Origin of the sequence: Actinoallomurus iriomotensis (genome assembly GCF_030269445.1) — a bacterium.
Taxonomy (GTDB): domain Bacteria; phylum Actinomycetota; class Actinomycetes; order Streptosporangiales; family Streptosporangiaceae; genus Actinoallomurus; species Actinoallomurus iriomotensis.
The window spans coordinates 385936-399481 of record NZ_BSTJ01000008.1; the positions used below are offsets into that span (position 1 = coordinate 385936).

At 73.0% G+C, this 13546-nt stretch carries 12 protein-coding genes; 5 read left to right on the forward strand and 7 right to left on the reverse strand.

Annotated elements, in window-relative coordinates:
* Nucleotides 1-155 precede the first annotated feature (155 nt).
* A complete protein-coding gene (locus tag QSK37_RS31410) occupies nt 156-635 on the reverse strand; it encodes a MerR family transcriptional regulator (protein ID WP_285628455.1) in 480 nt (159 codons plus the stop codon).
* A 9-nt stretch (nt 636-644) separates the two neighbouring features.
* Complete coding sequence (locus QSK37_RS31415) at nt 645-1520, reverse strand: SDR family NAD(P)-dependent oxidoreductase (protein WP_285628458.1); 876 nt, start codon at nt 1518-1520, stop codon at nt 645-647.
* 111 nt (nt 1521-1631) lie between these two features.
* On the opposite strand from QSK37_RS31415, the gene QSK37_RS31420 reads away from it, so the two are divergent.
* Nucleotides 1632-2057 (forward strand): PaaI family thioesterase, encoded by a 426-nt coding sequence (locus tag QSK37_RS31420; protein ID WP_285628461.1) that lies wholly within the window; start codon nt 1632-1634, stop codon nt 2055-2057.
* A 1-nt stretch (nt 2058) separates the two neighbouring features.
* Here QSK37_RS31420 and QSK37_RS31425 read toward each other — a convergent pair whose 3' ends face one another.
* The 4 genes from QSK37_RS31425 to QSK37_RS31440 all read right to left on the reverse strand — a co-directional run bounded on the left by QSK37_RS31425 (nt 2059) and on the right by QSK37_RS31440 (nt 6640).
* Nucleotides 2059-3846: an ABC transporter ATP-binding protein gene (locus tag QSK37_RS31425; RefSeq protein ID WP_285628463.1), complete on the reverse strand. Its 1788-nt coding sequence runs from the start codon at nt 3844-3846 to the stop codon at nt 2059-2061.
* Nucleotides 3843-5657: an ABC transporter ATP-binding protein gene (locus QSK37_RS31430; RefSeq protein WP_285628466.1), complete on the reverse strand. Its 1815-nt coding sequence runs from the start codon at nt 5655-5657 to the stop codon at nt 3843-3845. The genes QSK37_RS31425 and QSK37_RS31430 overlap by 4 nt, the downstream gene beginning before the upstream one ends.
* Complete coding sequence (locus tag QSK37_RS31435; protein ID WP_285628469.1) at nt 5654-6106, reverse strand: MarR family winged helix-turn-helix transcriptional regulator; 453 nt, start codon at nt 6104-6106, stop codon at nt 5654-5656. Before QSK37_RS31435 ends, QSK37_RS31430 begins: the two co-directional genes overlap by 4 nt.
* Nucleotides 6107-6283: 177 nt before the next feature.
* Nucleotides 6284-6640, reverse strand: coding sequence for a four-helix bundle copper-binding protein (locus QSK37_RS31440; RefSeq protein WP_285581536.1), 357 nt, complete (start codon nt 6638-6640; stop codon nt 6284-6286).
* Nucleotides 6641-6906: 266 nt separating this feature from the next.
* Between QSK37_RS31440 and QSK37_RS31445 the strand changes: the two genes are divergently transcribed.
* Nucleotides 6907-8406 carry a coiled-coil domain-containing protein gene (locus QSK37_RS31445; protein WP_285628472.1) on the forward strand — a complete coding sequence of 500 codons (1500 nt, stop codon included), beginning with the start codon at nt 6907-6909 and terminating at the stop codon, nt 8404-8406.
* Between the two features lie 3 nt (nt 8407-8409).
* Here QSK37_RS31445 and QSK37_RS31450 read toward each other — a convergent pair whose 3' ends face one another.
* Nucleotides 8410-9732, reverse strand: coding sequence for an FAD-dependent oxidoreductase (locus QSK37_RS31450; protein ID WP_285581539.1), 1323 nt, complete (start codon nt 9730-9732; stop codon nt 8410-8412).
* Nucleotides 9733-9859: 127 nt separating this feature from the next.
* On the opposite strand from QSK37_RS31450, the gene QSK37_RS31455 reads away from it, so the two are divergent.
* The 3 genes from QSK37_RS31455 to QSK37_RS31465 all read left to right on the forward strand — a co-directional run bounded on the left by QSK37_RS31455 (nt 9860) and on the right by QSK37_RS31465 (nt 13490).
* On the forward strand, nt 9860-10621 hold the full coding sequence (locus QSK37_RS31455) for an iron-containing redox enzyme family protein (protein WP_285628475.1): 762 nt from the start codon (nt 9860-9862) through the stop codon (nt 10619-10621).
* Between the two features lie 219 nt (nt 10622-10840).
* Nucleotides 10841-12046, forward strand: coding sequence for a L,D-transpeptidase (locus QSK37_RS31460; RefSeq protein WP_285628478.1), 1206 nt, complete (start codon nt 10841-10843; stop codon nt 12044-12046).
* 79 nt (nt 12047-12125) lie between these two features.
* On the forward strand, nt 12126-13490 hold the full coding sequence (locus QSK37_RS31465; protein WP_285628481.1) for an FG-GAP repeat protein: 1365 nt from the start codon (nt 12126-12128) through the stop codon (nt 13488-13490).
* The last annotated feature ends 56 nt before the right edge of the window (nt 13491-13546 follow it).

The following is a 13546-nucleotide window of genomic DNA, read 5'->3' on the forward strand; positions in this document are numbered from 1 at the left end:
GGGAGGCACCCCGATATACGGGCTTTCGGCACCTTCTTGACCCTTAGTCCCACTTCCGGGTTGACATGGTCGCCGGTCCGAAACAGGCCAGATGAGCGTGATGGCACGCTGATCTGACTGGCGAAGCGGTGAGGATGGTGAAGAGCGGCTTACCCTCAGTCGGTCTGCCGCGTGCCGGTGTGGCCGCCGTAGGTGGCGATCTTGTATTCGGTGGCCGCCAGCGACAGCGTCAGTTCCTTCAGCTGGCGGCGGATCGTGTCGCGGTGTTCGAGGAGCATGTCCAGGCGTTCGGGGACCGTGTCATCGCCCTCGTCGACCAGCCGTACGTAGTGCTGCAGGTCGCGCATGGCCATTCCGGACAGGCGCATGCGGGTCAGGAACACCAGTCTCCGTACCGCCCCCGTGCCGTAGCTGCGGTGGCCGTCGGCGTCGCGGTCGACCGTGACCAGGCCGACCCGCTCGTAGTAGCGCAGTGTGTGCGGCGACATGCCGAGCAGGTCGGCGACCTCGGTGATCGTCATGGGTGCGGTCGCGTCGCCCGCGTCGACGAGGCGGTGGATCACCTCGACGGACATGGGGCCGTCGACCTCGTCGAGCGCGGACAGTGCTCGGGACATCAGATCATCGGTGGCCACGTCATCACCCTAGATCGGCCGGGCCGACGTGGCGGCATCGGGGAAGTCGGCGGCGTGGGCGGTCGGGGCCCAGCGTTCGAGTTCGTCCAGGCCCCGCCGGTAGGACCGTCCGATGCGCTCGACCGCCTCGCGGCCGAGCGGCAGGCGCAGCGGCAGTTCCTCGCCGGCGACCAGGTCCACGATGATCTCCGCGGCCCGTACCGGGTCGCCCTCCTGGACACCGTCGGCGCCGGCCATGTCGTCGCGGACGGCCCCCAGCACCCCGGCGTACACGGGGCTGGAACCGGCGAACCGGAGCACGTCGGGCGCGTTGAACGACGTGCGGAACCGGCTCGGCTCCACGAGCATCACCCGGACCCCGAACGGCGCGACCTCGCCGGCCAGCGCCTCCGACCAGCCTTCGAGTGCGAACTTGCCCGCGGAGTACGCCCCGACGCCCGGGAAGGAGATCCGCCCGCCCTGGCTGCTCATCTGCACGATCGTGCCCGACTTCTGCTCGCGGAAGAACGGCAGCACGGCCCGTACGAGCGCCGCCGGACCCAGCAGGTGGAGTTCCAGCGAGGCGCGCAGCTCCTCCTCGCCGACCTCTTCGGCCGCGCCGACCACTCCGCGTCCGGCGTTGTTGACCAGCACGTCCACCCGGCCGAACCGGTCGAGCGCCGAACGCACGACGTCACCGGCCCGCCCGGTGTCACATACGTCGAACTCGATGACCAGTACCCGGTCGCGGTGGGCGGCCGCGAGGTCGGCCACCGAGGCGGGCCGCCGTACGGCCAGCACGACGTTGTCCCCCTGCCCGGCCGCACGCTCGGCGATGGCGCGCCCGAAGCCCGCCGACGCGCCGGTGATGATCCATGTCCGCTGATTCCCTGCTCGTGATGTCATGCCGGAGACGCTAGGAGTTCGAGCGCGCTCGAACGCAAGCGCGGCGTCCTGGTCATCCGCCGGTCCAGCGGGCTACACCGCGGGTTTCCCCGGCGGCGGCAGGATCGGGGGATGGCCGAACTCCTGACGGGCGCGGCTCTGGCGGCCCGTGCCGCGGCGGCCCTGGACGTCCCGTTGCAGCGATCCCTCGGTGCCCGGCTCATCGACCCGGACGCGCCCGCCGCCGGCGCGTGGTTCGTCGTGGACGGCCTGGCGAGCAACGGGAGGGGCGCCCTCCACGCCGCGGCGCTGGGCACGGTGCTCGAGCTGGCCGCCTACCTGGCGCTGCTCCCCGAACTGTCCGGGGCGGAGGACGCGGTGACCCACGCGATCGCCACGCAGCTCGTCGCGGCGGCCAGGGACGGTGACCGGGTCGAGGTGCGCGGACAGGTGGACCGCCGTACCCGGCGGCTCGCGTTCCTGTCCGTGACCGCGACGACGAGCGGCCGCACGGTCGCCCGCGCCCAGCTCACCAAGTCGATCCTGGAACCGCGATAGTTCACGGCGGGTCGAGGTACGCGCGGGCCTGGAGGGTGAACAGCTGGGCGTACGTGCCGCCGGCGCGGAGGAGCGTCTCGTGGTCGCCCACCTCCTCGACGCGGCCCTGGTCCAGGACGACGATCAGGTCGGCCATCCGTACGGTGGAGAAGCGGTGTGAGACCAGCACCGTCACACCGCCCGCCTCGCGTCCGGCGCGGGACACCTCCGCGAACCGGGCGAACAGCCGTGCCTCGGCGACGGCGTCCAGGCTCGCCGTCGGTTCGTCGAGGACGGTCAGCAGCGGCGCCGGGCGCATCAGGCCGCGGGCGAGCGCCAGCCGCTGCCACTGCCCGCCGGACAGCTCGTGGCCGCCGGTGAACCACCGGCCCAGCGGCGTCGCCAGGCCGTCCGGCAGGCGCTCCACGACCCGGCGCGCCCCACCGCGGGCCACCGCGCCGCCGACCGCCGCGTCGTCGCCGGCGCGCGGCAGGTCACCGACGCCCACGACCTCGCGAGCGGTCAGGCTCGGGCGCAGGAAGTCCTGGAAGACCGCGGTCGTCCGCTCGCGCCACCGGTCGGCCGGCATCGCGGCCAGGTCCTCGCCGTCGGCCAGGATCCGGCCCTCGGACGGGACGTACATGCGGGTCAGCAGCTTGACCAGCGTCGTCTTGCCCGCGCCGTTCTCACCGACGACCGCGACGGTCGCGCCGGCGGGCAGGGTGAGGTCGACGTCGCGCAGCACCGGTTCGTCCCGGCCCGGGTAGGCGAAGGTCACCGACTCCAGCCGGATGCCGGTGCGCAACGCCGACGGCACCGCCCCGTCCGCCGCCGAGCGCGTCGCCGCCGCGTACCGTTCCAGCCACAGCAGTCGCCGGGCGGTACGGACCGCGGCGGCGAGCGAGCCCGCCGTGTCGGTGGCGCTCGAGACCTGCACCTGGGCGCGGCGCATCAGGCTCACCGCCATGACCACCTGCCCGGGTGAGGTGTGCCCGTGGACCGCCCGCAGCACCAGCACGATGATCACGACGACGAACCCGGCGGCGTAGCAGACCCACCCCAGCCCCTCCCAGGCCGCGCCGAGCAGCGCCGCGCGGACCGAGCCGGCGCGCACCCGTTCGGCGATCGCCGAGTGCCGGGCGGCCAGAGCGCCGGTGACGCCGTACGTGCGCAGCTCCTTGGTGGTGTCGGCGGTCGTCGCCAGGCCGAACAGCTGGTCCGCGAGACGCCGGTCGGCGGCGAGCGCGTCACCGGACGCCTGCTGGACACGGCTCGCCCGCCGGTCGGCGAGCATCGGCGCCAGGCCGACGAGCGGCACGGCCATCACGGGCGGGTACACGGTCGCGAGCAGCACGATGATCGCGATGCTGCGGATGGCCACCTGCCATCCGGCGAGGAGCTGCCGCGCGGCGCCCGCGAGCGTACGGCGGCCCTCGCGGAGCTGGTCGATCTCGCTGAGCAGGTCGGGGCGTTCGAGGTGTTCGACGCCGGGCACGGCGTTGATCAGGATGGCGATGCGCGCCATGAGGTACGAGCCGACCCGGTCGGTGAGCGTGGAGTTGCGCGCCGCCGCCATCGTCGACAGCGTCCACGCGAGGGTGAACAGCACCGCGACCACGCACACGCCGGTGACGACGCGTGCCCCGTCGTGGGCGAGGGCCCCGTCGACCATGAGGTGGAACCCGAGCGGGAACGTCGCCGACGCGACCGCGGCCACGGTCGTGGCGGCGACCGCCCACGCGAGCACGCCCGGCGCCGCCCGCCACGCGGGACCCACGAGGACGCGCAGCACATTGCCGGAGGCGCTCATCGGCTCTCCCCGAAGCGGGCGACCTGGAGCCGGAACATCTCCGCGTACGTCCCGTCCGCCCGCAGCAGCTCGTCGTGGGTGCCGGTCTCGGTGACGTGTCCTCCGTCGAGCACCGCGATCCGGTCGGCCCGCCGTACGGTCGAGAAGCGGTGTGAGATCACCACGCTCGTCACCCCCTTGGTGATGTCGAGGAACCGGTCGTAGAACCGCGCCTCGGCCCGGACGTCGAGCTGCGCGGTGGGTTCGTCCAGGACGAGGATCCGCGCTCCGCGCTCGACGGCGTACAGCGCGCGGGCGAGCGCGACGCGCTGCCACTGACCGCCGGACAGGTCCTGGCCGCCGTCGTACTGCGCGGACAGCACCGTGTCCCACCCGCCGGCCAGCCCGTCGACGAGGTCGGCGGCGCCCGCGCGGCGCGCGACGCGTGCCAGCGCCTCGGGGTCGACCGGCTCACCGAGCAGGTCGAGGGCGACGTTCTCCCGCGCCGTCAGCGGGAAGCGGGTGAAGTCCTGGTAGACCACGGCGACCTGCCGCTGCCACGCGCGGGCCGGCAGGCCGGTCAGCGGTACGCCGTCGATGAGGATCCGGCCCGCGGTCGGGTCGCGCAGCCGGGCCAGCAGCGTGACCAGGGTGGTCTTGCCCGCGCCGTTCACCCCGACGATCGCGGTGGACGTGCCCGCCGCGAGAGTCAGGCCGAGGCCGGACAGCACGTCCTGATCGCTCCCGGGATAGCGGAATCCCACGGACTCGAACACCACGCTCTCGCGCGGCAGGTCCGTGACCGGGACGGCGGCGTCGTCGTCCCCCTCGGGCTCGGCGGCGGTCAGGTCGCTCGTGAGCGCGTCGAGGTCCGGCACCGAGGCGAGCATGCCCTCCAGGGCGAAGTCGGCCGCGTTGACGCTGCCGGCCTGCATGCTCGCGGGGAGCATCGTCAGCATCACGACGAGCGCGCCCAGCGTGATCGTGTGGTGGTACGCCGCCCGGCCCAGCGTCGCGGCGCTCGCCGCGTACACGCCGAGGACGAGCGCGCTGAGCAGCGCGATCCGCCGGTTGATCCGCCGGGCCTCCGCCCACGAGGGCCGCATGGCCTCGCCGTACAGGGCGCGGTGGCGGCCGACCAGCCAGTCGGCGAGGCCGAATACCCGGATCTCCCTGGCCGCCTGCGGACCCCGGGCCAGCCCGGCGAAGTACCAGCTGCGCCGCAACGTCTCCGTCGCCCGGCGGTACGTGCCGACCCGCGACCGTACGAGGGCCCGCAGCGGCCGGTTGAGCACCAGCCACATCGCCAGGACGCCGAGCCCCAGCCACCAGCGGAACGCGGCGAGGACCGCGCACGCCAGCACGCCCGACAGCCGGTCACCGGTACGGCCGATCAGCGCCATCGCGGCGCCCGCGGGTTCCTGGTTCATCAGCTCGCCCTGGGCCGAGGACAGCCGGTCCAGTACGGCCGGGTCCTCCAGATGGTCGATCCCGGCCGGGGCGGACACGGCCTCGATCAGCCGCCGCCGCGTCACGACGGTCATCCGCGCCTGGACCACCGAGCTCAGCGCGTCCTCCACCGGGCCGCGCAGCAGGGAGACGGCGTACAGGCCGCCCGCGACCCCGAGCCGCACGAGCATCCGGTGCCCGGCCGGCGAGCCGAGCCCGTCCTCGACCGCGGCCGGGATGCCGCCGACCGTACGGCCCATCGCGATGAGGACGACGTTGGGCAGCAGCGCCTCGACGACCATGAACACCAGGGCGGCGGCGAACAGGCCGGGCGCGGCGGAGGCGAAGTCGCGCAGGACCCGCACGCGGGGCGCGGACCTCACCGGGCGTCCTCGATGTCGTCCCAGGTCGCCAGGTCCGCCATGAGCGTCCCGGCGATCCGCAGCACCTCCCGCTCCGTGGGCGACAGGCGCTCCATCGCCTGTGCCAGCCAGGCGGTGCGGGATCGTACGTCCTCCCGGAGCCGCGCGGCGCCCTGCTCGGTGAGGTGGAGGAGGACCTGCCGCCGGTCCGTGTCAGAGGGCCCGCGAGCGATCCAGCCGCGTTCTTCCAGCCGGGCGAGCGTCCGCGTCAGCGTCTGCGGCTTGGCCCGCTGGAGGGCGGCGAGACGGCCGGCCGTCAGCGGCCCCTCACGACCCAGGTGAGTGAGCGCGCTGATCATCGACAGGGTCGTGCCGTCACGCGGCCGCTCGGCGCGCATCCGCTGCGCGAGGTTCGTCGCGCCGATGGACGCCGCGACGGCCGCCTCGGGCAGTTCCGGGAAGTCCTCCACGGCCGAGGAGATTAGTAAGCCATGGCGAAGGGTTTCAATCGATTTTTACCGCGAGTGGCCGTTGATCAGTACGCGACTGCGTACGAGAGGGGGAGTGGGTCACCTGTTCCGGGCATCCGCCGGACGTTTCGGCCCCCGCCCGGCGAGTCGGACGGCCGGACGGGGGCCTGGCCGTGCTCAGGCCCGCACGCCGGCCAGGCTGCGGCACGCCTCGGCGCAGGTCCGGCAGATCCCGGCGCAGCGCTTCATCACCGGGTCACTGTTCATCGTCATGCACGCCTCGGCGCACATGTCCGCCACGCGGCCGCACGTGGCGGCCATCTCCACGGCCTGGGGCGACTGGCGCGTGATCATGTCGGCGCATGCGCGGGCGGCGTCGACGCAGTCCATCAGTGGGCCCATCATCATCATGTCGACGTACTGGCCGCCCTGCTGCAGGCAGTGCGCGATCGTCTGTTCGCAACAGCTGTAGCTTTCGATGCAGGCGTCGATGCACTTCTGCATATCGCCGCTGATCTTTCCCCCGTAGTTCACGGTTCCTCCTCGGACGTGGCCCCGCCTACTTCGCGGGCCGCAACTTATGACCCTCATGTGGCCATATTCCCCAGGCCGCGCGTCCGAGTTGCCGACAGTCGCCGCTTTTATAAGGGTCGCCCATTATTTTGCTCCGCTCGCCACGCCGCGAGATCCGGACCTCTGGGGGGAGCGAGTTACGGTTGTGCACTCCGCGCGTGACAGGAACCGGATACGGTCTTTGGGCTGACAGTCCAGATCATCCCGATACTCGAGGGGGGATGAGCGTGTCCGGCCCGACGGACGAGAACGTTCCCGCATCCGCCGTGTCCTCTGACGAGGACGAGAGCCGGACACCGGATCAGGACGCGGTGCTCCCGCCGCCGGAGGAGCCCGCCGAGCCGACCGCCGGGACCGATGAGGATCCGGCCGGGGAGGCGGCCCCGAACGAGGTGGGCCGGGCGGGGACGCGCCCGTGCGCCTACTGCGGGCGGCCGCTCCCGCAGCACGGTGACTCGTCGCCGGTGGTGCGGTACTGCCCGGACAACGGCGGCGCGTGCGCGAACGCCGCGGCTGAACGGCGGCGGCGCGACCAGGACACTCCAGGACTCGCCGGCCAGGTGGCGCGTACGTGGGACATGGTGGAGCGGCTGGAGGACGTCGCGGAGCTGCTGGCAATGTCGCTCACGGGAGGCCTGAGCGTGGCGGGGGTGGAGCGCCGGCTGGCCGAGGCGCGGGCCGAGGCCGCGACCGCCCTGGCCGAGGCCCACCGCGAGCGTGAGGCGGCGCGCCTGGAGGCCCAGCAGGGGCTCGCCCAGCTCGGCGCCGCGCACGACGAGGTACGGCGGGCCGAGGCGCGGGTGGCCGAGCTGGCCGCCCAGCTCGAGGCCGCACGCGCCGAACGCGACACCGCCCGCGAGATGGGCAACGAGGCGACCCGTACCGCCGAGGCCGCCAACACCGCGATCGCCGCCGTACGGGAGGAGCGTGATCGGCTCGTGCGGCGGGTCGCCGAGCTCACGTCCGCCCTGGACGTGGCGCGGGAGGAGCTCGCCGGCGCCAAGGAGGCGCAGAAACGGTCGGCGGAGCTGGAGGAGGCGCGTACCCGGCTCCGCACGGCCGAGTCCGAGCTGGACGAGGCCCGCGCCGACGCCGACGCCGCGCAGAAGGCCCGCGCCGCCGCGGAACAGGCGTGCGCCGAGGCCGACCGTCAGGCGCTGGAGGCCCGCTCCCACGCGGAGGAGATGAGCCTCGAACGCGACGAGATCGTCGCCGAGCGCGACTCGCTGGCCGCCGACCTCGTGGCGTGCCGCGAGGAGCTGGACGCCGCGAAGCCGCGCCTGGCCGAGGCCGAGCGGATCGCCGCCGAGCTGGCGGAGTGCCGCGGCGAACTCGAACAGCACCAGTCCCGGCTCGTCGAGCAGCAGCTCAAGTCCCGCGAGCACTCCCAGATGGTCGACCAGCTCCGCGGCGCCCTGGCCACGATGATCGCCGAACGCGACGCGGCCCGCGCCGAGGCGGACGAGGCCCGCGGCGAGTTGGAGCGGCTCGTGAACAGCAGCCCGTCCCGCTCACGCCATGCGCGTCCCACGGAGTTCGGTGCCCCCCCGGCCTCGACCTCCGGTCCGTACTCGACGCCGCCGGGCCCGTTCGCCGCGCCTCCGCCTCCGCCTCCGCCGCCTCCCAGCCAGGACCTACCCCCGGGGCACGACCTGGGCGGGGTGACCGGCCCGCCGGAATCCTTCCGCCGCGACCGGTTCCTCCCTCCGGAGGAACCGGCCTCCTGACCCTCACCTCCCGGGCGGTGACGCGGGCCGTACCGTGTTGGCCGCCACTCGGGCCAGGACGCCCGGAGAGAACAGCGACGCCGGGGCGGACGTGAGGGCCAGCACGTCCAGCAGGCCCGCGCACACGCGGCGGTCGACGTTCGCCGCCGCCACCACCCGGTCCACGTACGCGTTGATCAGCCGCGTGCTCAGCCGGGTCGGGGCGGCCACGGTCTCCCGGTACCGCAGGTCCTCGCCGGTGGCCACCAGCCAGGCACCCGCGGCGCTGCGGCTCGCTCTCTTCTGGAAGCGGCGTTCGAGGTCGTCGCGGTCCTCGCGCAGGCAGCGGTCCAGGGCGACGGCGGAGATGGCCGCCACGCTCATGCCCTGCCCGTAGATCGGGTTGAACGCGCACGCCGCGTCGCCCATCACCACGAAGCCGCGCGGCCAGGCGGGCAGCCGTTCGTAGTGGCGCCGGTGGTTCGCGGTGCGGCGGAAGCCGCGGATCGGGCCGAGCGGCTCCGCGGCGCGGATCGCCTCGTACAACACCGGGTCGCGCAGGCCCTTGGCGAACGCCAGGAACTCCTCCTCATCCGTCGGACCGTAGTCGCCGCCCGCGCCGGACAGGCTGCAGATCCACCGGCCGCCCTCCTGCGGGAACAGCCCGCCCGTACGGCGCCTCTCCGGCGGGTCCGCCTGCAGGTAGAGCGCCTTCCAGCCCGGGTCGAAGCCGTCCGGGATGGCATAGAAGCGGCTCGCGTACCCCAGCAGCGGGTCCACCAGCGTCTCGGGCGGCGCGGGGTAGCCGAGGGCCGTCAGCCACTCGGGTGCCCGCGATCCCCGTCCGGTGGCGTCGACGACGAGGTCGGCCGCGATCGTCTCGCCCGACCGCAGCGCCACCCCGGCGACGTCGCGGCCCCGGGGCACCAGATCCACCACCTCGTGCCCCTCCAGCACGTCCAGACAGGGCGCGTCGCCGGGGAGCCGCGACCGTAAGGCCCAGTCCAGCAGCGGGCGGCTGAACGTCAGCATCCGCGTCACCTCGAACCGTGTGCGCCAGCCGGCCGCGGTCAGCCATAAGACGTCCGACGGGACCCCGATCTCCACGGCGCCCGCGGTCAGGAGCGTCTTCTCCAGCCCGGGAAACAGCTCCTCCAGCAGGCGGAGCCCCCGGGTCCACAGGACGTGCAGGTGCCGTGACTGGGGGATGCCGGGCCGGAACGCCGCACCGGCCGGGTACCGGTCGCGCTCGACGAGGGTGACGCGGGCGAAGTGGCCGGAGAGGATCCGGGCGGCGAGAAGCCCGGTGAGGCTGCCGCCGATGACGACGGCGTGGTCGCGGTTCATGTACGGCCTCCCCGGACGGACGGGGGCGGACAAAAGCTCCACGGGGCGAGTCGGTTCTATGAAAGCGGCATGTTGACCCTCTGTATAGGGCGCGGATACTGGGAGGCCGAGAGCGAGGAGTCGCGCCATGACGACGAACAGCCACGCCACCCGGCCGCCTTCCCGTACCCAGCACCACCGGATGGTGAAGCGGGAGCTGACCGAGACGCCCCATCCGGAATGGGCCCTGACCATGATCGACGCGCTCCGGCCGGAATGGTCGGCGGTCTTAGAGTCGCCGCTGTTCACCGCGACGGCGGACGGGGAGTTCCCCGAGGCGGCCTGGCGCCGGGTCCTGCTCGACTTCTTCTGCGTCGTCGAGGCCTTCCCGAAGTACATGGGCGTGTACCTGGCCAAGACCACATTCGGCCAGACGCCCGGCGACCACCTCGCGCGCGACTGGCTGATCGGCAACATCCGGACCGAGGCCCTGCACGCCCAGTGGTACGCCGACTGGGCCGCCGCCCACGGCATCGGCCTGGAAGAACTCGTCTCCCACCGTCCCGGCCCCGAGGTCGGCGCGCTCTACGAGTACCTCTGGTCGATGTGCTACCGCGGCTCGCTCGCCGAGGCGTTCGGCGCGGTGAACTACGCGATCGAGGGTGCGACGGGGGAGTGGACGCGGCTCGTCCTGCCCGCCTTCCGCAAGCGGTACGCCGACGACCCGCACGCGTTGCGGTGGCTCACCGAGCACGCCGAGTACGACGACGCGCACCCGCGGGAGGCGTTCGAGCTGATCAAGATCACCGTGCGGGACGAGGCCGACCGGACGAAGGTGGAGGCGGCCGCACGGCGTTCACTCGAACTCTTCCGGCGCGGTTTCGACGCGGGTTTCCACGCGGTTGGGTAATGTGAGGGTGAATTCTCGATCAAATCCGACGGACTTTGGTCGAATTCTCGCCTGATATCGGAATGGTCGGGCACTAGTTCGTGGCGATATGTCGCGAGCACTCCTTCCTGCGGCCTTTCTCGCTGCTGCGATACGGTGGCATCTCTGCTGCTCAGCGTGGGTATCTCATGGTCGATCACGCTTTGCGTCGAACGGTCCGAGCCGCAGGAAGGGTTGCGAATGCACGTAACTGCCAGTGGTCTGAAATGGTTCGTCTCCACGACCACCGGCGCCGCGATCATCGCCAGTGCGGGGTGTGGCGGCGGCGGTGGCAGTTCCGCGGGCAAGAACGCCGTGAAAGAGAAGGCCGAGGCGGCGCGCGTGGTGATCACTCCCGCCGGCGGCAGCTCCGGCGTGCACCCCGACGCCCCGGTCGTCGTCCGCGCGACGGGCGGGCGCCTCGCCGACGTCGTCCTGGACAGCGGTGGTCAGCGGATCTCCGGTGAGTACAACGCGGACCGCACCCAGTGGAAGTCCCGGTGGAGTCTCCAGCCGGGCAGCAGGATCAACGTACGGGCCAGCGCGGAGAACGCCGACGGCCGGGTGTCCACCGCACAGAGCAGCTTCAACACCGAGAAGGCCACCGGAGAGACGTTCACCGCGGCCCAGGACGAGGTCCTCGAGAGCCGTAGGGGCGAGACGTACGGGGTGGGCCTGCCCATCATCCTCAACTTCGACAAGGCCGTGCACGACCGCGCCGCGGTGGAGAGGTCGCTCCAGGTGATCGCGGAGAAGCCGGTCCTCGGCGCGTGGCACTGGTTCGACGACAAGCAGGTCGTCTACCGGGCGAAGACCTACTGGCCGGCGCACCAGACGGTCAAACTGATCGCCCACCTCAGCGGGGTCAAGGGCGGCAAGGACCTGTACGGCGGCAAGGACCTGGTCCGCACCTACCGGATCGGCGCGTCGCACATCTCCTACCTCGACATCGCCAAGCACCAGATGCGCGTCGAGCACGACGGCAAGGTCGTCCGGCACGTCCCGATCAGCGCGGGAATGGGCGGCTCCGCGGAGTACACCACGACGAGCGGCATCCACCTCAACATGGAGAAGGACGAGGACGTCACCATGACCTCGCCCGGCCGCGGCCCCGGTGACGCCGGCTACTACAGCGAACTGATCCACTACGCGGTCCGGGTGTCCAGCGCCGGCGAGTACCTCCACCAGACGCCCGGCGACGAGGGCTGTCTCGGCGTCAGCAACTGCAGCCACGGGTGCATCCGCCAGCCCGCCACCGACGCCATCTGGTACTACAAGCAGTCCCAGCCCGGCGACCCGGTCGACATCACCGGCACCGACCGGCAGGTGGAGCCGGACAACGGCTGGTCCTACTACCAGGAGTCCTGGGCCAGGTGGCTGAAGGGCAGCGCCCTACACCGGCACTGACGGCATCGTCGACCGAGAAGTCAACTGCTGGACACTGTCCGTGAATCCGGGCTTCTCCCGGCGCGTGCAGCCTGAGGCTGTGAAGACCGCTGTGCGCGCCGGCGCCACCGTGATCCTGCTGACCTGTGTCTCCGCCGCCGGACCGCTCGGCCGTCCCGCCGACGGGCTGCGGCGCGGCCCCGTGCGAGGCGCGGCGTTCACCCCGGCGGGGCCGTGTCACGGCCACGCCGCCGCGGACTTCGACGGCCGGAGCGACCACGCGATCGGCGCGCCGTACGCCACCGTCGCCGGGCGCGTCCGCGCCGGGACCGTCGCCGTGAGCTACGGCGGTCACGTGAGTTGGCTGTTCATGCCGGTCCCGGGGCGCGGTGCCGGGTTCGGCGCCACCCTCGTCACCGGCGACTTCAACGGAGACCGCTGCGACGACCTCGCCGTCGCCGTCCCCGACCAGGACCCGCCGCGGCCCGGCGCCGACGGCACCGGCGTGGTCGCCCTGTACTACGGCTCGCCGCGAGGGCTGCGCCCCGGCCGCGTCCTCGGCGTCCGCGACCTCCACCGCACACCGGGCAGCGACCGGTTCGGCACCGCCCTGGAGGCCGGTGACCTGGACGGCGACGGGCGCGACGACCTGGTCGTGGGCGCGCCCGGCCTCTCCGGCGGCGGTGGCGTCGCCGTGTACACGCACGGCCTCCGCGACGCGCGCCTCATCACTCAGCGCACCTCCTGGGTCGGCCAGCGGACGAGCCAGACCGACGGCTTCGGTTCCGCCCTGGCGATCGGTGACTTCGACGGCGGCCACGACCGGGAGCTGGCCGTGGGCGCGCCCGGCGACGGCGACGAGTCCTCGGGCGCGGTGACCGTCCTCGACCCGGCCGCGCACCGGTCCCGGCGGATCACCCAGGACAGCGCCGGCGTACGCGGGGTCTCGGAGCGGTACGACAAGTTCGGCGCGGCCGTCGCCGCCGCCGACGTCGACCACGACGGAGTCGACGAACTCGCCGTCGGCGCGCCCGGCGAGGACCGGACCCGGATCCCGGAGAACTACGCCGCCGGCGCGGTCCACGTGCTGTACGCCTCCGGCCGGGACGACGTGTGGACCCTGAAGAAGGCGGGCGGCTACGGCCGTTTCGGCACCACGCTCGCCACCGCCGACCTGAACGGCGACGGCACGGACGACCTGGTCGCGAGCGCGACCGGCCGGAGCGCCGTCCAGGTGCTGACGGGCCACCGCGGCCGCGGCCTGACCCGCGGCGCCCTGATCATGTCGCCGGCTGGCCGTACGTCCCAGTTCGGCTGGACGCTGACGGCGCACGGCCGCGACCTGTACGTCGGCGCCCCGGGCGCCGGCGGCTTCGGCGGCACGGTGTACCGCGTCCACGGCCGGACCCGTACGCCGGTCCAGAGCGGCTCCAACGGGGAGCTCCTCGGCTACGCCGTGGTGTGACGGTTCGGCGGAGTGCCCTGGCCCGCGGTCCGGCCCGGCCGGGGGACAGGAATGGC

What these genes read in the sequence shown, in the direction of transcription:
- QSK37_RS31415 (WP_285628458.1), bottom strand. Translation starts at nt 1,520, where the DNA reads ATGACATCACGAGCAGGGAATCAGCGGACATGGATCATCACCGGCGCG.
- QSK37_RS31420 (WP_285628461.1), top strand. Translation starts at nt 1,632, where the DNA reads ATGGCCGAACTCCTGACGGGCGCGGCTCTGGCGGCCCGTGCCGCGGCG.
- QSK37_RS31425 (WP_285628463.1), bottom strand. Translation starts at nt 3,846, where the DNA reads ATGAGCGCCTCCGGCAATGTGCTGCGCGTCCTCGTGGGTCCCGCGTGG.
- QSK37_RS31450 (WP_285581539.1), bottom strand. Translation starts at nt 9,732, where the DNA reads ATGAACCGCGACCACGCCGTCGTCATCGGCGGCAGCCTCACCGGGCTT.
- QSK37_RS31455 (WP_285628475.1), top strand. Translation starts at nt 9,860, where the DNA reads ATGACGACGAACAGCCACGCCACCCGGCCGCCTTCCCGTACCCAGCAC.
- QSK37_RS31460 (WP_285628478.1), top strand. Translation starts at nt 10,841, where the DNA reads ATGCACGTAACTGCCAGTGGTCTGAAATGGTTCGTCTCCACGACCACC.